Consider the following 25,767-nt stretch of genomic DNA (forward strand, 5'->3'; position numbering starts at 1 on the left):
ACGGTCGAGGTACTCGGCGATCCTGCGCACCGTCCACCCCGCCTTGAGCCCCGTGGAGATCTCCGCCCGATCCGTCGCCGTCAGCATCCTGCGTCCCACCAGCAACCCCTCACCCGACCAGCACTGTCGCTACGACGCTATGACACCGCCCAATGCCATCCATTCGAATGCATGGCTCCTCACTGATCGCTGCCGCAGCTTGCGGCCGGCACCGGATGAGGATCCCCGCGGGGCGAGGCTTCCCACTATGGTCGCGACGGAACAGTCGAATTAGGCGCAGCGCAGGTTCGATTGCGCCTACGGTCGGTGGGATCTAGGCCGCCTCCTCCTCGATCAAGATCCCCTCGTCTTCGAGAATGCAGTCGATGATGTCGTCGATGTGGAAGGAGACCGTTTCGCCCGGGTCCATGTAGACGAACACGGGTGAGTTATCGAGGACGCCGACGAGCCGGTCCCCCTTTCGCTCGGTGACTGTTACCCACATGCGCTCTCCGGGGAACCGCTTGACGGACCACATCAGCTTCACCTGATCGCCGGGGCCAATCACAGCCTTGTCCTCGTCGTCCGGGATCTCGAACGAGACGGGATACGCCAGGTGCCGCTCAAGCCCCGACTCCAAGCTGCAGCGATGCCACACGTACCGTCCCCACATCCACTCAATGCGTGGGGCAAGCCCGATCCGAAGTGCAACCTCGAACTGCTGAGCGACCCAGAACGGGCGTTCCCACCGCGGAACCTCGTACAACTCAGCCTGAAGTTCGAGCCGCCGGTCGAAGTCAGGGATGAGCCGCACGATCACGGCTAGGACGATGCCAGGGGCGAAGCCGAAGATCAGCACGGCGAGCATGAAGACCCCGAACGTCCCAGGCGCTCTCATCAGTTCGCCGATCATGCGAACCTCACCTTCATCGACTGGAACCGGGACTGCTTCTCGGCTCGCGCAACTACAGCGCCGAGTTCCCTGCGCCCGCGATCCGTGAGTGTGTAGTAGCGCCGTGGGGGTCGCTTCTGACCCTCCGCACGTTCCTCCCAATGGTCATCTAGCCATCCCTCGCCCATCATCCGGTCGAGTTGCGGATACAGAACGCCCGAACGCACACCCGACCGCTGGGACAGGGCATAGCCCCACACCCGACCGTCACCATCCCTGTCCATGTCCATGATCGCGAGTGCCACGAGAACGAGCGAGTGAGTCACCTTCATAGGTCGTACTCTACATAGGTAGAGGTAGCCCCAGCCGACGACACTCGGGGCGGCTCGATGAAATCTCCTGTCAGGTCCACACGGGTTCACCCCGTGCGCTCGTTGGCAGTGAGCTCGCGTAACCATCCCCATCGTCCCGGTTGGGGAACCGCCGCGGGCCGGTCCGTACGGGGTCGTGGCCCTCCTCGAAGCGGAGCCCAGCCACGTTCCGCAGGGGATCGACTCACGGGATGTCGCATCGGCGAGGCGCCCCCGAACCGCCCCGACAGGAGCCGCTACTGATCTGCGACAGAACCCCGCCACATCGCGTCAAAGCCATAGACATGGGTCGCACCTGAGTTGAGCAGCATAGGTTTAGCGCATGAACGACTTCGTCATCGCCGCGTTGATCTTCGCCCTCTCGGGTGTCTTCGTGGGATCCGCCGCAGGCGTCCTCAGCGAGGCTGAGGGCTTGAAGGCGGAGACCAAGCGCAGGTTCGACGTGGCTAAAGCCGGCGGACGCCTCTTTGCGGCACTTGCGACCTTCATCGGCGCAGTCGCCGCACTACCCGGCAAAGGCACGTGGTGGCTCGCCATCGTCGCCGTCGTCGCGTTCACCGGCGCAACCCTCGCGGTCGGCCGGATCACCCCCCGCCGAACGAGCGAGTAGGCCAGGACAGACGACTCAAGGACCGCCGGAAACAGAGGTGCGTGCTCGACTCGACTGACCCGGGTTCCGCAAGGCGAACCGCCTACGGGCCACACCGCGGTCAGCAGATGTGACCGCCGCCTGGGTCCGTCGCGTAATACCCGTCCTGTGAAGGTAGTCACGAGGGTCTCCTTTACGGGACGCGGGCGTCGGAAAAGCGCACGACCAAGCAGGGAGTGGATAGTCACGCTGAGTGCTGACCACAGCACTCCGGAGTCGCCCTGCCGCCCTGTGTTGGCGGCAGCGCGCCTCGGCGCCGACTCCTCGCTTAGAGCTGTGGCCCGCGGCGGGTGGGGCCAGATCTTGCAGGCGGGTCGTCACCACGACGGCGGCGTTGCTCACGGTGCCGACGGAGCTTCTCGCGCGCCTGGACGATCCGCTCGGCGGGTGTCTGATCGCCGAGCGGCGGCTCCTGCTGACGACCCGCCACGCCCAGCGTGCGGTCGGGCTCGTCCACGTGCGCGTGCCTGCGCTCGTTGCGAATGCCGACCATCGCATCGTCGTCTCCGCGCCGGGTGACCTGGCGCATGCGCTCCAGCGCGGCGGCCGCGGCCCGGTAGTCCTCGCCCTGGCGGCCCTCATCAACCTGCGGGCCGAGCGCGTCGGTGTCGGTGATCGACCACCGGTCGCGGTACCCCGCAACCGCGCGTGCACCAGCCACCCACGCCTCGACACCCTCAGCCTCGACCGGGATCGGTATCCGCTGAACCCACGGTGGCCGGCCGGCGGCTGCGTCGTCGGTCAGGTAGTCCAGGCGTTGTTCGATCAGCTCAACGTGACGATGGACCCACGGCTCGACCCGTGAGTCGACCTCGGGCAGCGAGTCTCCCGTCCCCGCTGTCGGGGCTCGCCACGCCGGCACGGGCTCTGGACCGGGCCCGGTGCGGTGCCGGTCGACGGCGTCCTCGACCTCGGGCACCAGGCGGGCGAGGCTGTGGGCGTCTTGCCATGCGCGTTCCTGGGCGCTGGTCGCCGACACCGCGGCGCCGTCGCGGCCGATAATCCGGCGCAGTGCCTCGGCCGGCGACTCGGCGGGCTTGGTCTCGTCGTGGCCATCGGCCCCGACCAGAGCCTCAGTCACGAGGTAGACCCGGTTGCTCTCCCGGCCTCGGGTGGCGGCGGTGTACAGCGCCTGGCGGTCGGTGGCCTCGGCGTCGATGAGCGCGTGGGAGGTGTCCACGGTCATCCCCTGGACCCGGTGCACGGTCGCGGCGTAGGCGAGTTGGACGTGCTCGGCGACGTAACCGGCCGGCAGAGTGAGGGTGCCGCCGTGCCGGGCGTGGCGCACGCGCAGCCGCCCGTCGTCGGCCCGGGCGAGCACGGTCCACACGTCACCGTTCTTGACGAAGTCCCGGCCCGCCGCGGTGGCCAGGCGGCGCTCGTTGCGGCGGGTGACGATCCGGTCGCCGCGGCCGGCGTGGCTGCCGTCGGCGAGCTGGACCCCGTCGGGTTCGACCCGGCCCGCTGCGACGAGGTCTCGTCGGGCCTGGGTCGACAGCGCCAGTGCGTCGTCGTTCGAGCCGGCGACCATGACCGAGTCCTTGCCGGTCTCGACGTCGTCTCGCCAGGCCGCGTAGACGTCCTCGAGCATCGCCTCGCGCGTGCCGCCGCGCACCCGGTCCCGCTCGAGGTAGAACTGCGCGCCGTCGGGGTCACCGCGACGCAGCTGCAGCGAGGCCGCGGCCTCGGCTGGGTCGGTGAAGCGGTGTACCTCGCGCAGGTGAGCTGCGCCCACCCGCTCGTCGATCAGCCGGAGCACTCCCCCGGCCTCCACGGCGGCGAGCTGTTGCGGGTCACCCAGCAGCCGCACGCTCGCCCCGTGCTCGCGCGCCAGGGCGAGCACCGCGGCGAGCTGGGGCGTGCCGGCCATGCCGGCCTCGTCCACCAGCAGCACCGTGCGCGCGTCCACCTGCAGGCTCTCGGGGATCTGCCCGCGCCTGTGGGCGTCGATGAGCTTGTGCAGCGTCTCTCCGGTGACCCCGAGCTCCTCGCCGAGCACGGCGGCCGCGGCTGCTGAGGGTGCCAGGGCCAGCACGCGTCCGCCGGCGTTCTCCACCGCGCGGGCGAAGGCGGCCATGGCGGTGGTCTTGCCCGCCCCGGCCGGCCCGATACCGGCCGTCAGCTCGCGGCCCGAGCCGGCGAAGTGCGCGGCCAGGGTCCGCTGCCCCTCGTCCAGCGTCCTCCCGGTGCGGGCCTCGACGGCCGCGGCCGCGTCCTCGAGGTGCCTGTCGTCGACGTGCAGGCCGCCGGTGCGGAGCGCGGCCTGGACCAGGTCGGCTTCCGCGTCGAGCACCGCACGGCTGGTGTAGCTGCGGGCCCCGTGGACGGTGTAGACGGACTCGCCGTCGGCGCGCCGAAGCGGCGCCGGCGCCGGGTTGAGTTCCGGAGGGTCCAGCCGGATCGACAGGGCCTGTGCCCGGTGAGCGACCCGCTCGGCAAGGCCAGCGACGTCGCCGGCAGCCGGGTGCCGGCGGACCTGACGCATCGCCTCGGCCATGAGGTGCCACGGCCCCCAGGTGGCGCGCTTGGTTTCCACCTCGCGCACCACCTGGGCGGCGAGCTGGTCAACGTCGACCGACTCGCCCTCACTCTCACCGGCGCCGGGACCATGCACCGCGGCGGCGACCATGGCGTCCACGGCCTCTTGCCCGCCGAGCACCGCGGCTGCACTGGCTCGCCACTGCTGCCGGCGTTCGGTGAGCGTGACGCCCTTCTGCTTGCCCTCTCTGGTCTCCAGGGTGGCCTGCTGAGCCAGGCGCAGCTGGATGCGCTTGGGTGGCTCGTGGCCGTGCTCGGACCGGTACCGGGCGAGCAGCTCGTGGTAGGTGTCCTCGATCGCTGCGCGACGCGAAGAGAACACCTCGCGTACTCGCTTGTCGATGCCCTCCACCTCACGGACGGGCTGCTTGCCCGGTCCGCGGGACTCCTCGACGAACTCCACACCGAGCCGCCGGCGCAGCTCGTTCTCGACCAGGGTGTTGTACCGCTCCGAGGCGGCAACGCCGAGTGCGTGGAGGACGCGCGCGTCCAGCGCGCGCCAGCGCCCGTCGGTGCCCTGCACCTTGTTCGACACCGCGACGTGGGTGTGCAGGTTGGGGTCCCCGGTGCGTGAGTCGGCGTGGTCGAACGCTGCGGCCATCAGTCCGCGTGCGTCGACCTGTGCGGCCCCGCCCTTGCCGACCCGGGTCACCCCGGCTTCCTGCTCGACCCACGCGAACGCTTCCTGCCACGCGGCCTCGTGCGCGGCGGCGACCTCCCGGCGCACGTCCTGCCCGCCGAGGGCCCACAGCGTGCTCACCGATTTCACCGGCGTGAACACCAGGTCGTATCCCGCGACGGGCTGGCGCTGCTGCTTGCCCTGCGCCGCGAGGAACGTTGAGCGCTCCTCATCGTGCGGTTCGCGACCGAGCCGTTCGGTCAAGAGGTGGCCGGCGACCTGCCACCGGATGAGGTCACGCTCGACGCCTGCCTGCGGGGGGCGGTCCTGGTCGACCTTGAACTGCGTGTACGCCGCGGTGATGGCCGAGCGCCACTGCTGGTCGCTCTCCACCGGCGCGAACCGCGGGAACCGCCGGCCCAGCCGTGCGACCTCCACGGCCTGCTCCGGGCTGGCTCCGCGCGCCATCGCCTCGGTGATGATCCGGTCCGCGTCCGGGTGCAGCCCCTCTCCGAACAGGGCCCGCATCTGTGCTTCGGACACCCGTCCCGTGACGTCGACGCCGGCCATGCCGGCTCCGACCCACCGGCCCGGTGGGTTGCCCTCGTGGGCGTAGTAGTCGGCCAGAGACTCCCCGGCTGCCCGCTGCTGGTCGCCGGTGGCGACCTGCCGCGTGAGGTAGGTGTAGCCGTCGCCGGCGTGCAGGACGTGCACGGTCATCATGACCGGCTCCCTCCCGTCGCTCGCCGCGAAACTGGGGCCAGCGTAGCGCACCCACTGAAAGTGCAAGAGGTGTGTACGGTTCAGCATTTTGCGCGCTGTGGTGGCGGACGAGGAGGAGAGGGCGTTAGCGTGGGGACGGGTAGGACACAGGAGTCAGACAGTTGTGGAGTACGGGGGGATGATCGGCGATGGCAAGGACGACGAAGCAGATAGATGCTAGGGAGCGGGCACGCAAGGCACGGCTGCGCGTGGACACCGAGCGCGAACAACGCGACCGCAACATCGAGGACGCCGCAGCCGACTACTTCGCCGCGGCTGACAACTACGCCGAGGTCACGAGGAAGCTCGAGGTGATCGAGGGCCGCATGCGCACGGCGGTGAAGAGCCTGCTCGACCTCGGCGAGTCCCAGGCCCGCATCGCCGCACTCCTGGAGATCGATACCAAGGAGGTCCGCCGGCTCCGCGCCGGCTTTGACGGGAAGACCAAGACCGCCGATCAGAGCAAGCAGGCCGACAGCCAAACGCCAGTTCCACAAGACACCGACCTTCCCACGGAAGTTCACGGCGAATCTGCCGCCCGGCTCCTCGCTGGCTCAGGTCATGGGGGCTGAGCCTCCTCCCCCCCCCCCCCCCCACACAGTCGCCCCGCCACAGCCAGACTGCCCTCTACCGGCTCGATAAGTTGGGGGCTCTTACGCTGGCGCCAGACTCACGGCCAGGGCGGCCCGCGAGGGGTTCGGTCTTCTTACGTACCTCACCGTCGCGCGCACCTTACTTCGAGCCGAGAGTGGCTTGTCGGCCGTGGCATTAGGGTGGCGCGATGAGTCGACACGTTCTGACATGTGCTGTGCTCGGTGCCGTCGTCGCAGCCACTGCCGCCTGCAGTGGCTCAGGAGAGACAGACCTCGGTGACGGGAAAGACTCCGGCGTGCAAAATGTCCCGGTGCCCGACAACGCCGAGCCAAGAGACGACCTGGATCAGGCATATACCATCCCGGGCGCTTCTTATGAAGATGTCGTCTCCTGGTACGAGGCTCAGCTCCCGGTCGAGGACCGGTACAAAGATCTAGCGTTCTGTGAGACGCAGGAACTTGACAACATCACCACCTGGCTGTGGTGGGACGATGCCGAAAAGTACTCCGACGATGACTTGAGACCTTGGCTGTCAGTGACGGTCTTAGACCAGCATCCAACCGAGGTGGTGGTCTCCTACGATCCTGAGGATGCAAGCGGGCCCTGCGACTAGCTCGGCTCGCTCGAGGCAAGGATACGTTTCTCTCCGTTATGCGCGGGGAAGCATCATGGCAATGGCATAGCAGCATCCTCGACGCTCTTAAGACGGTGGGTCGGCGGGGGGCACCCCGGCCCCCTCGCGCCGCGAGAGCCCACGACGCCGCACGGTGCGAGCTACCGTGGGCAGCATGGGAATGTTGCGCAAAGATCCGGAGAAGCGGGCAGAGGGCCAGGCAGCCGCAGCGGCGACCCGGGCAAACAAGGACGCGAAGGTGCGAGCCGCTGCGCTGAAGTCCGAGGAGGCTGCACGGAAGAAGGCCCAGAAGAAGGGGATAGACGTCTCCGGATCGGTGGCCGTCGGCTACGTTTTCGACGACTCAGCGGACAAGTTCCTAGTGGTTTTTCCCGACCGGGTCGAGCTGATCAACCGGGGCAAGATGGGATCACTGCTGAGGGCCGGCGCCGGAGCCGAGACGGTCCCGACCTCGCGGATCTCGTCGGTCGAGTCCCGCAACAAGGGGATCTGGAACGTCCTGGAGATCCACACCTCTGGGAACGTCGTTGAGTTCAAGGCCGATCACGTGTCGGGGCCATACCTACGTGAGGTCATCCTCGAGCAGGTGGGCGGCGGCACCGTCGTCCCCGCCGGCGCTGCACCCAGCACCCCCGATGCGGCAGACCAACTCAAGAAGTTGGCAGCGCTGCACGCGGACGGCATTCTCACCAAGGAGGAGTTCAACACCAAGAAGGCTGAGCTACTCGACCGCATGTAGCGGATAGTCGCGCCCCACATGCTTCAGCCGATCGGTGGATCGAGGATAAGGAGCCGCCACCGGGAGGAGTCCGGCACCTCCCGGCCTCAGGATCACGGCCCCGACCCCGTCGCCGTAAGACCTGTCCGGTGGTATGCCCGGTGGGGCACCGCATCCGGCACACTGCGTAGTCCCGGAGGACCAGTCGTGCACTTCCGGCTAATCGGCGGCCGCCAGGTAGCGGTAGACCGTTGCACGTGACACCCCAAGAGCCTTGGCAATCTGTGTTGGGCTCTCGCCATTGGCGCGGCGGGCGCGAGCTATCGCTAACTTGTCGCGGTCCATCACCCGAGGTCGCCCGCCCAGGCGTCCCTGCGCTCGGGCAACTGCCAGGCCCGCCATGGTGCGTTCGCGGATGAGGTCACGCTCGAGCTCGGCGAAGGCGGCCATCATCGTGAAGAAGAACTTCCCCTCCCCCGTCGGGCTGTAGGTGCCGGCCAACGTCCCCGTAAGGACGCGTAGACCGATACCTCGGTCACTGAGGTCATCGGCGACCGTGAGGATGTCCTTGGTCGACCGGCCCAGGCGGTCAAGCTTCCACACCGCCAAGGTGTCCATGCCGTCGCGCATGTAGTCCAGCGCCGCGGCTAGCCCTGGGCGATGGCTCGATCGGCTGCTGATCTTCTCCTCGAAGATCTTGATACAGCCGGCCGCTTGGAGGGCGTCGCGCTGCAGCTGGGCGTCCTGAGCGCTGGTGGACACGCGGGCCAGGCCGACGAGGTTGTGCGTCACCCCGTAAGCGTCTCAGAAACGGTCGCAGAACAAGAGGACGACACGGCCAGTTTTGAGACGGGTTGTGGACGTGCGGGCGAACATTCAGCGTCGCACAGTTGCGCCGTCTCATAAACGATCGTTTTCGATCGTGACGCCATGAGGCCGGCCAGGCTCGATCCGGGCACGCGCCTGGGTTGCCCAGTGACGATGGCGCCGCGAGTGACTACGTTGCATCTAAGGAGCGGGGCCAAAGCCGGTCCCGGCCGACCAAGGAGGAACTGTGGCAAGACGACGACGTTTGGTGACCATCGCCTCGGCAGGAGCCGTCGCGCTAGCGACAATCGTGGCCGGTGGCTCGACCGCGGCCGCCAAGGGCGGGGAGATCGGAGGATCCGGTGACCAGTACTTCCTGAACGACACGTGGTCAGGCAAAGCCAACATCGAGTTCAGTTACGGCGCTGCCACCGACCAGGTTTACGTCGGTGACTGGGATGGCAACGGCACTGACACCCTCGCGGTCCGCCGTGGCGCTACGTTCTACATCCGCAACTCCAACTCCGGCGGCGGAGCGCACCAGGTTGTCACATACGGTCGCCCCGGAGACGTCGTGCTAGTCGGTGACTGGGACGGTGACGGGAAGGACACCTTTGCCGTACGCCGCGGCGCCGCCTACCACGTGAAGAACTCACTCAGCTCTGGACCGGCCGACCGCCTCGCCGTCTACGGCCGTGCCTCGGATGCAGTACTGGTTGGCGACTGGAACGGTGATGGCAAGGACACCTTCGCCGTACGCCGCGGCGCCGCCTACCACGTCAAGAACTCGATCTCGGCAGGCGCAGCCGACCACGTCGCCGTCTACGGGCGCGCGGGCGACGACGTTTATGTAGGGGACTTCGACGGCGATGGGGACGACTCCTTCACCGTGCGTCGCGGCGCCACGTACCACGTCGCCAATGCGATCCGAGCAGGGAAGGCAGACCGGACCCTGACCTACGGCCGGACGACGGACACCACCCTGGTGGGCGACTGGAACGGCGACGGCACCGACACCCTCGGTGTGCGCCGCGGGGCTCCCAAGCCGGCGCCCGTTCCAACCCCGCGTCCGCCCACCGTCCCGGGACCGCCCTCCGACCTTGACTGCGACGACTTCCCCACCCAAGCAGCGGCACAGGCCGAGTTCAACCGCTGGTACCCGATCTACGGGGATGTCCACAAGCTCGATAGCGATGGCGACATGATCGCCTGTGAGTTCCTGCCCTAAGTCGCAGACAACCTGTAAGCGCAAGGGGGGGCGCAGAAACCGGGGGGTGCGAGGGCGGCCAGCCACCGCCCGGGGGAAGCGCGGAGGCACGAATGAACCCAGCGGCCATCAGGCCGCACCGTCAGCCGGCGGAGCCCGACCTTGGTCTTGGAGCGTCGCTTCCGCGGCGCTCGTCGCCGGTCGACGTAGGCGACTTCCGATTCGTGGACCAACGTTGGGTGTAGACGCGGCGACGCGCGCTTGCCACGATTGCCCCGATGGAGGTCGGCGATGAGGACGGCCACGGCCGCTTCGGGGTTCTCGAGGAGGACGCCGATGGTCTGCTGTGCCACGAGTGTGGCCAGCGGTTCGTCCATCTCGGACTGCATGTTTACAGGGCCCACGGGCTCACTGCAGCGGAGTACCGCCAGGCGCATGGTCTTGGCCGACGTGGGTTGGTAGCGGCGTCGACTCGACAAGCTCTCGCGGATGGCGCGCGTGCGCGACTCCCCCGCAACAGTGCCTTTCTCGAGAGGAGGGATCCCGCGAAGGCCACCGCCGCGCGCCTGGCGGCGGGCAGTGTCTTCTCGCCGGCTGGCCTTGAGGCGATGCGTCAGGCGAGCGCTTCTCGGCGCGGGCAGCAGCGCCTGGGCACGGTCGTGACGTGTGCGCAGTGCGGGGTCCAGTTTTGTCCGCTGACGGACGCGAAGCGACGGCGTTTCTGTTCGCGTTCGTGCGCCTCGAAGTACAACCGAGCCCGACGGTCGCGATGACCGGTCCCTTCGGGGGCCTGGCGGCATTCGGGGGCGGCCAGCCCCCGCCCTACTGGGGCTTGTCCCCGGCCGGGCGGTCGGACGGCTGCGTGGCCGCACCGGTACGCCTCCTCGCGGTCGGGTGGCCCTCGTCTGCGCGACGACTCCGGCCCGAGGCGAATCCGAGGAACTGCTGCAAGCCGCAGAGGATGTTGATCCGCAGACGACGAGAGCGAGCGAAACAATGCATAGAGGAAACTCAGCACGGGGGAGCGTTAACTCTTGGTCGCGCAGTCTCGACTACTAGTCGAGGGGATGGGGTCAGTGATGGATCGTCACCGATGGTGTGGGCTTAGGGCGAGGTGCAGCACGCCGTGACGGGAAACGAGACGCGGCTGGACGTCGCTGCGCTCTACCTGCGCCACCGGGATGCGATGCATAGAGCCGCAGGTCTAGTACTCCGGGGGGCGGGTCGTGAGTCCGAGGCTAGCGACGCCGTACAAGACGCTGTCGTCTCGATCATGGCGTCGCTCCCTCGGGACGTGCGGAACTGGGAGGCCTTCCTGGTCACCGTCGCTAAGCGAAAGGCGCTGGATCGGGTCCGATCGGCAGAGGTACGTCACGCCGGGGGCGAGCTTGTGGAGACTGCCCATGACAGTGCGGACCCGGATAGGTCCCACGTTGCCGAAGATGTCGCTGACGCAATCGATCAACGGCGGCGGGCAGCGCTCGCCCGCGACTGCCTGACGACGGTGTTGGACGACCGCCATCGAAAGGCCGTGTGGGAGACGCAGGTCCTGGGACGGACCCGAGCCGAGGTGGCGGCCGAACTGAATGTAAGCCCCGCGCGGGTGAGCCAGATGACCACACGAGGGCTAGCACTGCTCCGAGAAGCGATGCAGAGAAGGGAGGAGGGAAACGATGGATGAAGATCTGCGCGACAGACTCGTGGCAGAGATGCTGGAGCGGCCCGAGGAGCGGGAACGAATCCTGAGTGATGTCGAGCTCACCGATCTGGAGCGCCACGAGTTGTCCAGCATTGTCGAGATGTCAGACCTGCTCTGGCTATCTGCTCAAGGTGCGCCCGCCCTGGCAGATGACCCCACGGCGGCCATGCTTGGCCTCCTCCCTGATAGCGAGTGCACGCTAAGTTCAGGCGCACTGTCTCGAGCAAGGAAGCATGCACGCCTGAGCGTCTCTGACGTCGCCGCACGCCTCCGCGAGCGAGGTTGGGAGTTCACCAAGGGCGACGTGTTCAGGTGGGAGACACGGACCGCTGCAGACGTGGCTCCAGCGGTGGTGCAGGCTGTCGCCGATATCGTCGGCGCACCGGTGGAGGACCTGATCTCGCCTCCATCGACGGCTTCGCTACCCGAGGGAGTGAAGGCTGCACGCCTGCATCCGCTGTTTGACCAGCTCGTCGACCGCTGGGCCCGCGCCCGGCGAGTCTCACCCGCCGTGGCCGCGGGAACACTCGAGAGTCGGATGCTCGCGACCGTTCACCGCGGCGAGCAGCCGAGCACAGAGCAGCTTCTGCAAGCTATCGATGCCTTGGTCACTTCGGTCGAGCAGGGCCAGCGGGAGTGATGGACACATGGACCTCGAAGGCTGTGTCCATCAGGCGCTCTCCCTGCTTGCCGATGACGTGCGCGCTCGCTTCGCCCAGGATCCCGTGGTGGTTCTCCGCGATGACCTGAGCCTGATCGTCGAGCCCGCTGAACATCTCGCCACAACGCGCGACGATGGTGGCGCGTGTGATGGCGTGTCGTTCCTTCAGGACGGGGTGATCCTGTACGCGCCCACGCCGTGGAGCCGCCGCGAGAATTTCACGCTCGCTCACGAGCTCGGGCATTGGCTCGCGGAGGAGGCCCCCGACGTCTATGACTGGGTAGCGGACCAGGAGGAGGCCGGCCGGCTCCTGGAGACTCTCTGCGACCGGATCGCCCAACGTCTGCTGTTGCCCGAGACGGAGGCCGATCGGGTCATCGGCAGCGGCCCGATGAGGGCACAGCACGTCATCGACCTCTACAACGCCACCCAGGCAAGTAGGCCGGTATGTGCAATCGCCCTGGCGAAGCGGTTGCCAGGACTGGGAGCGATCGCCATCCTCGACCGCGACACCGGCACTGTGACGCACGCCAGTGTGAAACCTGACCCCGAAGAAGGCTGGCCTGTCGTATTCCCATGGCGCGGCCAGCAGCTCAGCGATAGCCACCCACTGCTGGGAATGGCACCGGGAGCATCAACTGCTCGGCGCTTGACGTGGCGGACCCCGTGGGGCGCACAAGCGGACTTCTATGTCGACGCTGTCGCCGATGAGAGACGGATCGTTGCAGTGTTCTGCGCGTCGGACCTCTGGGACGTCGAGCGGTTCCACGTCCCTACGGACCGGGACTTCGACGCCCGTCCGCTCCTCACGGGGTCCTGCTGTGGGACCGTCTTCGAGCGGCGAGGGTACCCGTGCCCAGAGTGCGGCCAACCGTTCTGTCCCCGTTGCGGTGACTGCCCATGCGCGCGAGACGCGAGGTGTGCAGTGCTCTGTACCAGCTGCTTTCTTGCTTTCCTGCCACACCTCGTCAGCGACGGTCTGTGTGTGGACTGCCGATCCTGACCTAACTCCAGCCGCTGCCACCCCGACTACCTAGTGAGAGCCCCCCTCGAACGGACCCGGGCCCTCGGGATGGAGGTGAGATAGATGGCCAAGAACACCGGACGCGGGCACCGCGTCGGCGCCGTGAAGGCCCGCAGCGAGTTCAAGCGCGGCGAGACCTGGTTCAAGCGCGACACCAGCACCGGCCGCATCCTCAACGGCAGCCCCAACCAGCACAAGGGCGTCCGCAACGAGAAGTGACCCGACGGCCGGCGGCGCTGTGGCGTCGCCGGCCGGGCGGTCCCGATGGGTGCACCCAGTTCCCAATCACAAACTGACACAGCAGGAGGAGACATGGCGGTTCACTGGGTCAACTACGACCTCAACAAGGCGGGGCAGGACTACACGAAGCTGATCGACTACTTGAAGTCGCACCAGAACTGGGCGAGGCCCCTGAAGAGCAGCTTCTTCGTCAAGACGTCGCTGACAGCTTCACAGCTTCGAGACGGGATCAAGCAGCACATCGACGGGAACGACGACATCGTGGTGGTGACGGTCACGGGCCAGTCATGGGCCACCTACGGCATCTCGCCAAACCTGAACGAGTGGATGAAGAAGAACCTCTAGGCCCCTGCTTCGGCCCTGGCCGCGGAGTGCTGGACGCGCACAACCTGCCGGAGTTCCTGCGGGGTGATCCAGTGGCCTCGGTGGATCATTCGGTGGCAGTTTGCGCACAAGAGCGCGAGGTCCTCGAGTCGAGTAGTTCGGCTGCCCGTAACGTGCAACGGCACGGTGTGGTGCACCTCGATGTATCCGGTGCCTCGCGCGCCGTAGTACTCCTCGAAGCTGAACCCGCACACCTCGCAAGCTAACGGGCTGCCTGCAGCTGAAGTAGCCTCGATCTTCCTCCGGCGGAGGGTCGCGTGCCGCTCCCGGGAACTGTGAAGTGCGAGGAGGATGGTGCCTTCGCGTGCCTCAGGCTCGAAGTCAGCATCGGCCGGCGACAGCTCCGGGATCCGTTCGCCCGTCTCAAGAACGTGGCGAATGGCGTGGGCGGTAGCACGCATGTGCTCCGGGGCCTCGAGAAAGTCCTGGAGGACCACTCTGTCCAGTTTGCCGCCGCGCGTCCGTCTGCCGGCGTAGCTTGGATGGGCCGTGACGATGTCCCACGTCTTCCGGGACACAGCATCGGCCGACCGGTAGTTGGGTTGGCGCAGTTCTCGGGGATAGAACTGGTTGGTGTCTCGGAGCAGGGCCGATAGCGCCTGAGCTTCGGGCGCCGTTTCGGGAAGGGCGCGCCAGTCGTTGCTCGCGACGAGGTCGCAGGCGAGGATGACCTCTTCGCGCTTCCAACTGAGCCTCATGTGAGGAGCGTAGGGTGCTCGCTCGCAGCACAAGCCCTCTCAGCCGCGTGATCCTCGAGTGCTAGCTAGACAAGCTCTCCAGCCAGGTTTCCAGCGCGGACAGCCGTCCGGAGTCGATCCGTTCGAGGGCACGAGCTTGTCCCCCGCTGGGGCGGGCTGAGATTCCGGGCGCACTGTACGCGGCGACGGGACCACGGGGGTTGACGTGGACCACGTCGGTGAACAGGAGGGCGTTCTGGCGGCGTGTATCGCAGGCGGCGGCGAGGCGGGCAGGGTCGAACTCGTTGGTGATGAGGACGTAAGAGAAGTCCTCGCCCGCGGCTTCGAGCTCGGTGTATGCCCGAAAGTCGCTGACGAACTGCTCCTCCCGGTCACTGCGGACACTCCACTTGCAGGAGACGAGAATCCGCCGGGCGTCGGCGCGGCGAACGAGCGCGAGGTCGACCTGTTTGGCTTTCTCGCTGCCCCGCGGGGGGTGGAATCCCGGCAAGTCGTGCAGCCACGGCCTTACGCGGATGTCGTAGGACTCGGTGATGCGGGGGATGCGTGTGAGCAGCGCGACGAGCGTGTCCTCGAAGCCCTCACCGACTAAGTTCTTGCGCTTGTTCTCCTGGCCGACGTGGGCTTGGATGCGCTCGGTTAGATCGCGCAGGGCCTCCGGCGGCGGCTCGTGGCTGAGGTAGGGAGCGAGCGCTTCAGTGAGGATCGCCTCGAGCTCAGGGTCCTCGCCGGGCAGTGGCAGGTCTCGTCCGACGTAGGGTGCGCGCTGGGTGTCAGCGGCTACTGCGCGCTCGCGACGGCGTGTGGCCGCTGCTGCGGCAAGGTCGGCGGTGGCCCACCGGAACATGAGGTCTATGTGCTCCCCAAGCTCGCTCGGTGGGACCCCCAAAGCGTCAGACAGCCACACATGGAAAGCCAGGCTGCGGGCGTACCAGGGACGCCCCGGTTGAGACTTGTCGCTTTCGTAGCAGTGAGCGAGACCGGTTGTCCGGTCAGCCCACAGCAGGAGGCGGTAGACGTGCTGCCAGGCGTTGCTTTGGGTGACTTCTGGAACGTCGGCGAAGTAGTCACTTAGCAACTTGGCACGGTTTTCCTCGCCGAACGCACGCGCCGGGACCGTGGACGTCGCTGCTGGGCTCGTTCCCAGTTCCGTGGCTGCCGGGGTGTCTCGTGGCGCGCCGAGACCTGCCGGGGTGGGCGTGCTCATGCGGTCAGGCGAGCGGTCTTGGCGGAGGAGAGCACCTCGCGTAGTGCCTGGGCGGCAGCCGCGGCGAGGAGCGGCGGGACCGCGTTGCCGACCTGGCGGTACCTCGAGTGGGCGGCGCCTCCCGACATGCGACCCGGAAGCGGCCCGCGTCGGGCGTCCGTAGTGAAGACGAAGCGGTCGGGAAAACTCTGGAGGCGGGCGAACTCCCGGACGCTGAGCGCCCGCCTGTCAGACCAGTGGTAGGCGGAGTCGCCCTTCGTGTTGAGGGTCCACGCCCAGATATCCGGGTGGAGCCTGCGGTATGCATAGTAGTGGGCCCGGCCCAGGCGGCCTGAGCCGTTGTGAGGGCCCCACTTAGCGCCGGTGAGGTACCGGGCCAGGAGGTGGTCAGGAAGGTCGCGGTGATTCCCTCCTGCCGGAATGCCTGCCAATCGCAGCAGGGTGTCGGCCTGTGACCGCGGCACGCTCACATTCTTGAAGGTCTCGGGCGCCCCAGAGCGCATGAGTCGCTGGTACGCCGAGCTCGGAGCCGGGAGGTCGGCCACGGCCATGCTCTCGGCACGGCGCCCGGTTTCGAGAGTGACAAGGTCGCCGATTGCTTGCTCCACTGTCACCGCGGTGAGGTTCTCCGAGTCGGCGAGGGCGAGGCCGAGTCTTTGGCCATGCTCGTCGGGTCGGGCCGCGACAACATACCGGGCTGTGAGTTCGTCGGAGCTCGACTCACTCGGAAAGCGGACGAGCTGGACGGCACTGGTCACGCCGGTACCGCTGAGTTGGGGCGTGGGCACTCCGAGAGATTTGCGCACGCCGAGGAAGAAGAGACGCTTCCTTGTCTGGGGCACACCGAAGTCGGCGGCGTCGAGGAGCTGCGCTTCGACGTCGTACTCGCCGTCGAGGCTGAGGTCAGTGAGGACTTGCTCCTTGACGCTCATCTGGTCCATGCCCGGGACGTTCTCCATCACAAAGGCATCAGGCTGGGCGTGGGCGACGCTGGAGACGAACTCGCGGTAGAGCGAATTGCGGGGGTCGTCGATCAGCCGGGTGTGGTTCCGGACCTGGGAGAATCCCTGGCAGGGAGGACCGCCGACGATGATGTCCGCCTCGGCGGTCACCTCGTCGAGGCGTGCCCGCAGGTCCGGGTCGCGGATGTCACCGCACAGCGCCGCCGCCTCCGGGAAGTTTCGTGCGTACGTCGCCACGGCGTCGGGATCGTAATCCGTGCCGGCGATCACCGAGTAGCCCGAGGCACGAAACCCCTCGGACAGTCCGCCTGCCCCGCAGAACAGGTCGACGACCTTGAGTTCTGGATGGTCCTGAGAGGTAGGTGTCAGCACTGTCGCGGCCCCTCGTCGGCTGCCACACCAACTGAGATGTAGGCACCGGCGGTGTCCGAGAGTGACTGGCGACGGCGTACCGCCTGCTGCTCTAGGCGGTGCGCTAAGTCCACAGGGAGGCGCACGAGTACGGCCTTGCGCTCCCCCTTCCACTGAGGTCGGCGGCTGCGCGGGCGGGACATCCGTACCGGCGTTTGGATCTCGGGCATGACGTTCTTGTATCAGGTTTCGGAGCGACGACGCCTTCAACGCGCCGCCGCTCACGCCTCAACCCACATCCAGCCGTCGAGCTCGTAGGTCGTTGCTCGGTCCTCAGTTCCCCCGGCCACCCAGTAGTCGACCGCTCCGTCGCGGTCTTCGTAGACCAGGCGGTCGCCTTCGGTCCGGACTCCCTCCAGCCTCCATGGTCCGTGTGGGTCGACCAACTTCCACGCGGCGACGAAGGCACGAAAACTGTCCGCTGTGGCCAGCGGCACGATGAAGCCGTTCCACCGCTGATGCCTCACTCCTGCACAGTCGAGAGCGGGTGTTGCCGATGGCTCATGCCCGTCCAGGTAAACCGCCATCCGTTCCCTCCAAGTGAGTGCGTCTAGTCGGCTTGCTCCGCGCCCGAGGTATCGCTGACACCAGGCTCTCGCGCGGCCTGGCACTAGCGCTAGCTGCGCCAGCGCACGACTCCGTTCGCAGCGTGCGCTCGCCCCCCCAGGGCGCCGGTGGCTGCGTTGAGGGCCGGTGGCCGCGACCTCAAGTTCGGCCGCGGCGGTCACAGTTCCCAGTGGCTCCCGTCGCCGCGGTCATCCTCCCCCGCGTAGTACACGACATCGACGACACTGTTGTGCCAGGCGCCGAACTGTCGGCAGACCTGCTCGAAGTGAGTCGATCGTGGCGCGCAGCTCCCCTGAGGGGGGTGGCGCCGGGTGGCGGGGTCACTTTGCCGATTCGGCCTCGTCGGCGCCCTTCGTGGTCCGGCGGCCGGCCGCCCGACGCGGTGAGGTAGTTGACTCGGCGCGGGCCTGGGTGAGCTCGTCGCGGAGCTGGTCGACCTGGCGGTCGTAGGTGGCCCGGAGGTCTTGGACGCGCTGGTCGGCGTGGGCGCGTTCGCGGTCGACATCGGTGCGGGCGGCGTCGCGTTCGGCGACGGCGGTGGCCAGCGTGCTGCGCAGCTCGCCGGCGACCTCGCGGGCTTGGTCGAGCTCGGCGCGGACGGTGTCGCGCTGCTCGCGGACCTGGGCGGCGTCGGCTTCGGACCGCTCGGCGCGGGTGGCCTCGGCGGTGGCGCGGCTCTCGGCGGCCGCGGCGCGCTGCTCGGCGTCGATCCGTGCGTCTTCCGCGGCCTGTGCCCGCTGGGCCGCGGCGTCCCGCTCCTCCTCCGCGCGGGTGAGGTCACCGCGCGCGGCTGCCAGCTCGGTGCGCAGCTGGTCGGCCTCGGCAGCGGCTTGGGCCCGGTCGGCCTCGGCGGTCTGGCGAAGCTGGTCGAGCTCCTCGGTGGTCCGCTCCCCCGCTTCCAGGGCGTCGTCCAGTGCGGCGCGGGCGCCGGTCAGTTCCTGGGTGAGCTCCTCGACCTGCTCGGTCGCTTCGGTGGCCGCGGCGTCGGCCTCTTCGCGCTCTGCCTCGGCGCGGCGCTGTGCCTGCTCTGCTCGTGAGGCGCGGGCGTTCGCGGCGGCGACGTGCTCGGCGGCCTCGGTGGATACCGATTCGAGCTGTGCTTCGACGGCTTCGGGGTCGGTCACGGTGCGCAGCTCGCCAACGAGCGTGGTGAGCTGCTGGCCGAGGTGCTCGATCATGCCGGCGACCTGGCCGGTGATCTCACTGGCGCGCTGGCGTGCGGCGTCCACGGGACGGGTCTCCTCCGCGGTGGGGCCCTCGCCGGCGACCTCGAGGCGCCGGCGCGCGCGCCAGGCGGCGGCGCGGTTGTGCTTGGGGTCGTCGCAGTACTCCGGGGGCCGCCCGGTGTCGGCCTCCGCCGCCATGGCGTGGCGCCGGCAGCCGGGGAACCGGCATGTGCGCTGCTCTGTCTCCCTCTGCTGTTCGCTCATAACGTCACTCTACTATGCAACGTAACGGAACGAAAGACTAAAATACGGCACGATACGAAAGACGTAACGCAACGAAACGTCCCCGCACCTCCGGGTGAGGTGCGGGGATGTGGTCCCTCGACGAGGGGGGGGCTTCAGCGGCCCATGGGGCGACCCTGGGGCAGCTCTCGGGCGCCGACGCCGGGCCAGGGCTCGCCGTCGTTGTAGCGCTCTTCGAGGCGGCGCACCTCGGCCATGACGGCCTGGTTGATGAACTCGCTGAGTGACCGCGGGCCCTCGGTGGGGAACGTGTTTTGGATGGCGGCTCGGACGCGCGCGGTGTCGTCCTCGTCCTGGTAGAAGCTGACCTTGTGCCGGTACTTGCGCCTATCCCCCGCCGATGCGGCGGCCTGTGGAGCCGGCGCCGACACCGCCGGCGAGGCAGGGACCGGTGGCGTGGTGGTGGCTGCGGCCTCGTCCTCACGCTCAGGCGGCTGGGATGCGGGATCGGTGGGTGAGAGTCGGTGGAGGCTGCTCTTGCGGCGCGGCGGGCGGGTCATCGCACTGCCTCCTCGAGGTGGGTGAGGTAGTTGTCGAAGGTCTCGGCTAGGCGGTTGGCGCCCCTGCTGCCGTACTCGTCCAGACCCACGCTGGCCTCGGCGGCGTCCGAGAGCACGACTGCCTTGGGGACGGGGGGCTCGATGATCGCCATGGCTCCGCGTAGCTCCTCGAGCCAGGACTGGCCGCTGACGGTGTGCTGCTCGTGCTGGTTGACCAGGACGCCGGCGATGGTGAGGCCGGGACGGTAGTTGCGGCGCACGGCCTCGATGGTCTCGTGGAGCTTGACCAGGCCGTTGATGCTGGCCTGCTTGCTCTGGGTGACGATGAGGACGCCGTCGGCGGCGACCAGCGCGTTGATCGTGAGCTGGTCCAGTGAGGGCGGGCAGTCGATGAGGATCAGGTCGTAGCGCTCGGCGACGGGGGCCAGGGCCTCGCGCAGGCGAGCCTCGCGGCCGGCGCCGGCCACGACGAGCTCGTCGCGCACGACGCCGAGGTTCTCCCCCACCGTCGGCGCGACGTCCAGCCCGTCCCACACGCCGGGCACGAGTACGCCTGCCAGGGGTTCCTTGGCGCGGGCGCTGAGGACGTCGGCGATGCTGACGCTGTCCTCGGGCACCTCCTCGCGTGCCGTGATGGTGGTCAGGGTGCCTTGGGGGTCGAGGTCGACGACCAGCACCCACCGGCCGGCGCGGATGCCGGCGCGGGCGAGGTGGTAGGTGGTGGTCGTCTTGCCGACGCCGCCCTTCTGGTTGCACACGGCCAGTACGTGAGCGCTCATGTATTACCTCCAATGGTGCTGACCGTACTAATAGGGGTGCTGAGGTTGTGGGTGCCACACCGTCAGGGGATGATGCCCCGCTCGCGCATGAGGTGGCGGTGTTCCTCGGCGCACTGGGCCCTCTCCTCGCTGCTCGCACAGCTGGTCGTAGGGCGGGGGTGCTGGTGGCCGCTTTGGCCAGCGCGGCGAATGCCGCCCAGCTGGCTTCCTGTCGGGCTTCGGCGGCTCGGTAGCCGAGTTCGAAGCCGTGGTTGAGGCCGGCCTCGTAGTAGGCGTTGGCCAGTCGCTGGGCCGCGGCCGGGATCTGGGCCAGGCTCGGGGCCTCGTCCTCATCAGACATCGTGTCCACCTCCATTGGCGGGAATAGTGGTATCAGTGGTGTTGGTGGCATTGATCTTGGCCAGGGCGGTGATGCGGTCGAGGCGGAAGCCGGACCAGTGGTTGTCTTCGTCCTGGTCGACGACCACGACGGGGGCCTCGGTGTAGCCGAGCTCGTCGGTGACGTAGGAGCGCGCGACGGGGTCGGTGGTGACGTCGACGGTGCGGTAGGTGATGCCGGCCTTGTCCAGGCGCTGGCAGGTCATGGTGCAGCGGATGCAGCTGGGCGTGGTGTAGACGGTGAGCGTGTACATCCCTCTCCCCCTTCGGTCGGTCGCTCCCCCGCCAGTTCCCGCAGGTCCGGGCCGGTCGGGTATCTGGCGGGGAGCGCGAGGGGCGGCGGCCCCTCGCTGGCCCAGGGGCCGGGAGGTCTGGCGTCGCCTGCCAGGCCTCCCGGCCACCCCGGTTACTGGCAATGGTACTATTGGGGTTGCATAGCGACAATGGGTGTGGCGTTCTCGGTGGGCTCGAGGGCCTCGGTGAGGGTGTGGACGGCGGCCAGGACGCGGGTGGCGGTGCCGTGGACTTCTTCGCTGACGCCGTGGGTGTCGGTGTCCTTGTCGGACCATGTGGCGATGTAGCCGATGCTGTAGGCGCTGGTGTCCAGTCCGAGCAGGCCGGCTAGGACGTAGGCGACGGATTCGGCTTCGCACTCCATGGCTCCGCGGTGCTCGCGGTAGTCGCGCTCTGGGGCGTCGAGGTGTCCCAGGGTGATGTGGGCGGCCTCGTGGATGATGGTTTTTGCGGCCTGGGCTGGGGAGAGGGCGGCCTCGATGACGACGCGGTGGCCGTGGTTGGTGGCGTAGCCGTTGGTGTGGCCGTCGAGCTGCTCGCGGGTGACGCTCCAGCCGCTGGCGGTGAGGTAGTCGCTCACGGTGGCCAGGATGTCGAGGTCGTCGGTGCCGGTGAGGCGGTGGGCCACGGTGGAGTGGTCCTCTTGGCCGTCGATGAGGTCAGTCTGGGCGATGTCGAAGACCGAGAGGATGGGGAAGCGGGGCAGGCGCTTCTCGACCTCCTCGCCGGTCTTGGGGTCCTCCTCGGTGATCTTCTTCGTGGAGTAGCCGAAGATCTTGAGTGACTTCTCGCCCTTGCGGACCTGCCGGCCCTTGCCCTGCCACTGCCGGAACCCGGCGACGGCGGTCGCGGTGGGCCGCTGCCCGAGGATTAAAAGGACGTTGTTCAGGCTGTAGCTGTGGAAGGAGCGGGAGAAGTCGAGGAACCGGCGCCAAGCCTCGCTGCTGCGCAGGGCCTGGACCTGATCGGCGATGCCGGCGTGCAGCGCTTCGGCCTCCGCGCGGCGCTGCTCGGGGCTCTTGGTGTGTCGGGTTGTGCGGGACATGTCTCCCACCTCCGAAGCTGACGGTATTAGTACTGTTAGGACCGTTAGTGCTGTTAGTCCCCTCCACGTTTTCTTGCCGTGAAGGCACGTAGTGCCGCTAGGGAGAGCCGGCCGGAGTGCAAGGCGTCGTGGAATACCGGACTGAGCGGAGCGAGGGAGGATATGCCGCGAAAGCGCCTTGCGCGCAGGTCGGCCGACCGTATGCTGCCGCCAGGCTTCACGGCGAGAAAACGAGCGCCGCAGGCGCGAGGAAGTCGCGGCCGCGCAGCGGCCGTCAGGCACGGCCCGCAGGGCGGCCATGGGGGGGCGAGATCACGGGCTCGGCGGCGCGGACCTCGAGTGGCGGCTAGGGAAGGATCCGGGGGCGCCTTCTATGCGAGTCCTCTATTAGTACTGTTGGGGGTGCGCTGTCCGCACCCTTAACTGGTTCAAGCGGCCGTGCGCGTAGCTGTGGAGGGATGGCGGCAGGCACCGTCTCTTGAGGAAGGTCACGGTCAAGCCCTGGGGAGTGGTGTATCGGTCCTCGAGATCGGGGGGTTGATCAGGCGCTGATGGCGCCGATGGGTTCGGTGGTGGTCACCTCCTCGGGGCTGGTCTCGGCGACAAGGGCCAGTCGGGACTTGGCCAGGACGTCCAGGCCGAGGTAGCGGCGTTGTTCGGCCCACTCGTCGTGCTGCTCGGCCAGGACGGCGCCGACGAGGCGGATGATGGCCTCGCGGTTAGGGAAGATGCCGACCACGTCGGTGCGGCGGCGGATCTCGCGGTTGAGGCGCTCGTTGGGGTTGTTGGACCAGATCTGGCGCCAGATCGCCTGGGGGAAGGCGGTGAAGGCCAGGATGTCGGCCCGCGCGCTCTCTAGGTGCTCGGCGACGTCGGGTAGCCGATCGGCCACCGAGTCCAGGAGCTTGTCGAACTGAGCCTGGACGGCCGGGGCGTCGGCCTGTTCGTAGACCGAGTGCAGCATCGCTTTGACCGCCGGCCAGGAGGCCTTGGGGCAGGCGGCCATGAGGTTGGCCGAGTAGTGGGTGCGGCAGCGCTGCCACGCCGCTCCGGGCAGGGTGGCGCCGATCGCCTCTACCAGCCCGGCGTGGGCGTCGGAGGTCACCAGGCCCACGCCAGTCAGGCCACGGGCGACTAGGTCGCGGAAGAAGGCCAGCCACCCCGCCCCGGTCTCCCCGGTGGCGACCTGGACGCCAAGGACCTCGCGGTAGCCCTCGTTGTTGACGCCGGTGGCGATCATGACCGCCACGTTGATGACCCGTCCGCCCTCGCGGACCTTCATCGTCAGAGCGTCGGCCGCGACGAACGTGTAGGGCCCGGCATCCAGCGGCCGGGTGCGGAAGTCGGCCACGTGTTCGTCCAGGTCCTTGGCCATCTCCGACACCTGCGACTTGGACAGGCCGGTGATCCCGAGGGTCTGCACGAGCTTGTCCATCCGGCGGGTGGAGACCCCCAGCAGGTAGCAGGAGGCCACCACCGTGGTCAGGGCCGCCTCGGCCCGGCGGCGGCGCTGCAGCAGCCACTCGGGGAAGTAGGAGCCCTGCCGCAGCTTGGGGATCGCCACGTCGATCGTCCCGGCGCGGGTGTCGAACTCCCGGTGACGGTAGCCGTTGCGGCGATTCGTCCGGGCATCGCTGACCTCCCGGTAGCCGGCCCCGCACACGGCGTCGGCCTCGGCGGACAGTAGGGCGTTGATGAACGTGGTGAGCATCTCGCGCATCAGATCCGGGGATGCCTGGGCGAGGTGCTCGTGCAGGAACTGGGCAGGGTCGATACTGGATGGAGCGGTCACCGTGATGGTCCTTTCGAGGCGGTTGTGAGAGATCACTCGAAGGATCGCGCGGTGACCGCCTTCGTCTACGACGACACGCTCACCGTGCTACCGATACACCACTCTGCTGGACTCCACTAAGGTCACTTCTGCCCGCCCCGTGTTGGGTGTCGCGGCTCGCGTACGGGACCGCCGGGGATGTGAATCCAGGGACGGACGTCTTCCGTTCGAAGCCAGACGAGGCGTTCGGCGCGTGGGTTTCGCGGGTCAGTTCGCCACAGGATGAGGACGTGGGTTGGGGTCCAGCGGTTAGCAGTGGCGGGAATCCACCAGACGGACCCGTTGCCGTCAGCGAGGCGTGCCAGGCAGGGGATGGCGCCCATGGGGTTGAGGGGAACGAACGCCGGGTGCTCGGCGTTGGTGGGCTCCATTCGCATAGTCCAAGTATCGAACATGTGTGCGAGCGTAGGGCGGCTGAGGTGTCCGGCATTGGAACTGACTGCGGCACCGATGGTGACGGCTGAGGCCTCCCCGCAGGCCCACCCTCGGTGGTTCTCGTTCGAACTGGAACAGTGAGCGATCACGAGGACGGGTGTGGAGCGTCGAGAGGCCGGGACTCACCGACGAGCTGAGGTGCCTGGCGGGCTCCCTCAGGCAGCGCGGCAGCCGGCAGCGGCCGGCCGGTGCGGATGGCCTCGGCAACGGCACGGGCCAGCAGCCGGCCGGGGCTCTGCGGCCCGGCTGCGGTTGCGCGACGGGTGGCCTCGGCCTCTCGACGGACACGAGTTCGTGCGGCGTTCTCGCGCCGCTCGGCCTCGATGCGCTGGGTGGGGGAGCGGCGCACGGTGCCGTGCGGGTCCTGCCAGGCAGCCAGGCGGTAGCTGAGCCAGGCCCCCATGTTGCCCACACCGTTGGCACCGTCATGGGGATAGCTGCTGCCATCGGGCCGGTGATCGATGGCGTGGTGGACGTCGGCAACGCTCCAGCCGGCCAGGAAGAAGGGCCGCAGGATCGAGCGGACGTGCCGGGCACTGAGCCGTCTCAACGGGAAGGAAAGGTGACGCAAGGTGTCCGCTGCGCGCAGCATGTCGTCCTTGCTGCTTGGCGTGACGGACCGTGACCACGCTGGGAGCTGTCGCTGTGCCGGGAGCTGGGGGTGCCGCGCTTGCGCGGCCCGGGTTGTCGGGCCGCGCAGCGGCTCCGCATTGGCCTGTGCCAGCCTCTCGCGCGCGTGCGTGCGGGGGGCTACGTGAACCTCTTCCAGGGGAGGGGTCTCAAAACTATCCACAGCCTGAAGCGGCCTGCGCACGCTCAGGACGTACACCGCGCGCTCGTTGGTCCCGCCGTCGGCCTTGGGGGCATAGGCCGCGGTGCGGCCGGTGGCCACGATCCCGAGCAGCTTCCACTCCCGCAGGCGGCGCAGGTAGCGGTCCACGCTCGCGCGGGAGCTCGCGGCGCTGGGGTCTACCTCGAGGACGGCGGCGGCGAGGCTGGTCCAGGAGAACGTCGTGGTCTTGGACTTGGGGTCGATGGCGTTGGCGATCGCCAGGACGAAGGCGCGGTAGGTGGACCAGGAGCGGGCGGTCATGGTCGCGGTGCCCGGGTGGACCAGAGCTTGGTCGACCCAGTCGCTGACTCGCCGGGGCAGGGTGTGGCCCTCGGGCAGGGCCATCCGCACCGTCAGGGGCGCGCGTTCGCGGGTCTTGCTGGGCCGGCGACGGCGCCGCCTGCCCTGGTTCCAGGGCTCGCGTGTGTGCGGCGTGTCGCACGGCAGAGGTAGCGCGGAGGAGGCAGGGGTAGCTATGGTGGGCTCCGAGCGTTAGACGCACGAAGGTGCGTCGATCTAGGCCCTTCACCGACCCGCCGCCAAGCAAGAGGGTGAAGGACTTGGACTCTGGGGCCGGCCCT

27 protein-coding genes are annotated in these 25,767 nt (G+C 68.2%); 11 read left to right on the plus strand and 16 right to left on the minus strand.

Going from position 1 to position 25,767, the window contains the following annotated elements:
• From M3148_RS18055 to M3148_RS16070, 3 genes are all read right to left on the minus strand, one after another.
• The coding region (locus M3148_RS18055) for a helix-turn-helix domain-containing protein (RefSeq protein ID WP_285885079.1) at positions 1-87 on the minus strand (87 nt) is incomplete at its 3' end.
• A 226-nt stretch (positions 88-313) separates the two neighbouring features.
• Positions 314-892, minus strand: coding sequence for a DUF2314 domain-containing protein (locus M3148_RS16065; RefSeq protein WP_251305742.1), 579 nt, complete (start codon positions 890-892; stop codon positions 314-316).
• Positions 889-1,203 carry a PadR family transcriptional regulator gene (locus M3148_RS16070; RefSeq protein WP_251305743.1) on the minus strand — a complete coding sequence of 105 codons (315 nt, stop codon included), beginning with the start codon at positions 1,201-1,203 and terminating at the stop codon, positions 889-891. The genes M3148_RS16065 and M3148_RS16070 overlap by 4 nt, the downstream gene beginning before the upstream one ends.
• A 361-nt stretch (positions 1,204-1,564) precedes the next feature.
• Here M3148_RS16070 and M3148_RS16075 point away from each other — a divergent pair, with 361 nt between their 5' ends.
• The gene (locus M3148_RS16075; RefSeq protein WP_251305744.1) at positions 1,565-1,852 is read left to right on the plus strand and encodes a hypothetical protein; all 288 of its coding nucleotides are present in this window, start codon (positions 1,565-1,567) and stop codon (positions 1,850-1,852) included.
• Between the two features lie 307 nt (positions 1,853-2,159).
• On the opposite strand, the gene mobF is transcribed toward M3148_RS16075, so the two are convergent.
• Positions 2,160-5,771, minus strand: a complete 3,612-nt coding sequence (gene mobF / locus M3148_RS16080; RefSeq protein WP_251305745.1) for a MobF family relaxase — start codon at positions 5,769-5,771, stop codon at positions 2,160-2,162.
• A 248-nt stretch (positions 5,772-6,019) separates the two neighbouring features.
• On the opposite strand from mobF, the gene M3148_RS16085 reads away from it, so the two are divergent.
• The 3 genes from M3148_RS16085 to M3148_RS16095 all read left to right on the plus strand — a co-directional run bounded on the left by M3148_RS16085 (position 6,020) and on the right by M3148_RS16095 (position 7,777).
• A complete protein-coding gene (locus M3148_RS16085) occupies positions 6,020-6,382 on the plus strand; it encodes a hypothetical protein (RefSeq protein WP_251305746.1) in 363 nt (120 codons plus the stop codon).
• Between the two features lie 332 nt (positions 6,383-6,714).
• On the plus strand, positions 6,715-7,017 hold the full coding sequence (locus M3148_RS16090) for a hypothetical protein (RefSeq protein WP_251305747.1): 303 nt from the start codon (positions 6,715-6,717) through the stop codon (positions 7,015-7,017).
• Positions 7,018-7,192: 175 nt separating this feature from the next.
• Entirely contained in the window at positions 7,193-7,777 is a 585-nt protein-coding gene (locus tag M3148_RS16095; RefSeq protein WP_251305748.1) for an SHOCT domain-containing protein, read from the plus strand.
• A gap of 198 nt (positions 7,778-7,975) precedes the next feature.
• Here M3148_RS16095 and M3148_RS16100 read toward each other — a convergent pair whose 3' ends face one another.
• Positions 7,976-8,548: a recombinase family protein gene (locus M3148_RS16100; RefSeq protein ID WP_251305749.1), complete on the minus strand. Its 573-nt coding sequence runs from the start codon at positions 8,546-8,548 to the stop codon at positions 7,976-7,978.
• A gap of 283 nt (positions 8,549-8,831) precedes the next feature.
• Between M3148_RS16100 and M3148_RS16105 the strand changes: the two genes are divergently transcribed.
• The 7 genes from M3148_RS16105 to M3148_RS16130 all read left to right on the plus strand — a co-directional run bounded on the left by M3148_RS16105 (position 8,832) and on the right by M3148_RS16130 (position 13,739).
• Positions 8,832-9,791, plus strand: coding sequence for an excalibur calcium-binding domain-containing protein (locus M3148_RS16105; protein ID WP_251305750.1), 960 nt, complete (start codon positions 8,832-8,834; stop codon positions 9,789-9,791).
• A gap of 257 nt (positions 9,792-10,048) precedes the next feature.
• Positions 10,049-10,543 (plus strand): MucR family transcriptional regulator, encoded by a 495-nt coding sequence (locus M3148_RS18440; protein WP_368859565.1) that lies wholly within the window; start codon positions 10,049-10,051, stop codon positions 10,541-10,543.
• Positions 10,544-10,896: 353 nt separating this feature from the next.
• On the plus strand, positions 10,897-11,451 hold the full coding sequence (locus M3148_RS16110; protein ID WP_251305751.1) for a sigma-70 family RNA polymerase sigma factor: 555 nt from the start codon (positions 10,897-10,899) through the stop codon (positions 11,449-11,451).
• Positions 11,444-12,109: a hypothetical protein gene (locus tag M3148_RS16115; RefSeq protein WP_251305752.1), complete on the plus strand. Its 666-nt coding sequence runs from the start codon at positions 11,444-11,446 to the stop codon at positions 12,107-12,109. The genes M3148_RS16110 and M3148_RS16115 overlap by 8 nt, the downstream gene beginning before the upstream one ends.
• A gap of 7 nt (positions 12,110-12,116) precedes the next feature.
• Complete coding sequence (locus M3148_RS16120) at positions 12,117-13,133, plus strand: ImmA/IrrE family metallo-endopeptidase (RefSeq protein WP_251305753.1); 1,017 nt, start codon at positions 12,117-12,119, stop codon at positions 13,131-13,133.
• 84 nt (positions 13,134-13,217) lie between these two features.
• Positions 13,218-13,373, plus strand: coding sequence for a hypothetical protein (locus tag M3148_RS16125; RefSeq protein WP_251305754.1), 156 nt, complete (start codon positions 13,218-13,220; stop codon positions 13,371-13,373).
• A 93-nt stretch (positions 13,374-13,466) separates the two neighbouring features.
• Positions 13,467-13,739 (plus strand): hypothetical protein, encoded by a 273-nt coding sequence (locus M3148_RS16130; RefSeq protein WP_251305755.1) that lies wholly within the window; start codon positions 13,467-13,469, stop codon positions 13,737-13,739.
• Here M3148_RS16130 and M3148_RS16135 read toward each other — a convergent pair.
• From M3148_RS16135 to M3148_RS16185, 11 genes are all read right to left on the minus strand, one after another.
• Complete coding sequence (locus M3148_RS16135; RefSeq protein WP_251305756.1) at positions 13,736-14,476, minus strand: HNH endonuclease; 741 nt, start codon at positions 14,474-14,476, stop codon at positions 13,736-13,738. The genes M3148_RS16130 and M3148_RS16135 overlap by 4 nt on opposite strands.
• Before the next feature lie 61 nt (positions 14,477-14,537).
• Positions 14,538-15,683, minus strand: coding sequence for a hypothetical protein (locus M3148_RS16140; protein ID WP_251305757.1), 1,146 nt, complete (start codon positions 15,681-15,683; stop codon positions 14,538-14,540).
• Positions 15,680-17,017, minus strand: coding sequence for a DNA cytosine methyltransferase (locus M3148_RS16145; RefSeq protein WP_251305758.1), 1,338 nt, complete (start codon positions 17,015-17,017; stop codon positions 15,680-15,682). The genes M3148_RS16140 and M3148_RS16145 overlap by 4 nt, the downstream gene beginning before the upstream one ends.
• Before the next feature lie 260 nt (positions 17,018-17,277).
• On the minus strand, positions 17,278-17,583 hold the full coding sequence (locus M3148_RS16150; protein WP_251305759.1) for a hypothetical protein: 306 nt from the start codon (positions 17,581-17,583) through the stop codon (positions 17,278-17,280).
• Positions 17,584-17,943: 360 nt separating this feature from the next.
• Positions 17,944-19,053 (minus strand): hypothetical protein, encoded by a 1,110-nt coding sequence (locus tag M3148_RS16155; protein ID WP_251305760.1) that lies wholly within the window; start codon positions 19,051-19,053, stop codon positions 17,944-17,946.
• 134 nt (positions 19,054-19,187) lie between these two features.
• A complete protein-coding gene (locus M3148_RS16160; protein ID WP_251305761.1) occupies positions 19,188-19,592 on the minus strand; it encodes a ParB family protein in 405 nt (134 codons plus the stop codon).
• Complete coding sequence (locus tag M3148_RS16165; RefSeq protein ID WP_251305762.1) at positions 19,589-20,371, minus strand: ParA family protein; 783 nt, start codon at positions 20,369-20,371, stop codon at positions 19,589-19,591. The genes M3148_RS16160 and M3148_RS16165 overlap by 4 nt, the downstream gene beginning before the upstream one ends.
• Before the next feature lie 332 nt (positions 20,372-20,703).
• Positions 20,704-21,003 (minus strand): glutaredoxin family protein, encoded by a 300-nt coding sequence (locus tag M3148_RS16170; RefSeq protein ID WP_251305763.1) that lies wholly within the window; start codon positions 21,001-21,003, stop codon positions 20,704-20,706.
• Positions 21,004-21,170: 167 nt separating this feature from the next.
• Positions 21,171-22,088: an ArdC-like ssDNA-binding domain-containing protein gene (locus M3148_RS16175; RefSeq protein ID WP_251305764.1), complete on the minus strand. Its 918-nt coding sequence runs from the start codon at positions 22,086-22,088 to the stop codon at positions 21,171-21,173.
• Positions 22,089-22,629: 541 nt separating this feature from the next.
• Entirely contained in the window at positions 22,630-23,880 is a 1,251-nt protein-coding gene (locus tag M3148_RS16180) for an IS256 family transposase (RefSeq protein ID WP_251305765.1), read from the minus strand.
• Between the two features lie 559 nt (positions 23,881-24,439).
• Positions 24,440-25,531: a hypothetical protein gene (locus tag M3148_RS16185; RefSeq protein WP_251305766.1), complete on the minus strand. Its 1,092-nt coding sequence runs from the start codon at positions 25,529-25,531 to the stop codon at positions 24,440-24,442.
• Positions 25,532-25,767 lie beyond the last annotated feature (236 nt).

The sequence above is a fragment of the Georgenia satyanarayanai genome, from assembly GCF_023715365.1.
Lineage (GTDB): Bacteria > Actinomycetota > Actinomycetes > Actinomycetales > Actinomycetaceae > Oceanitalea > Oceanitalea satyanarayanai_B.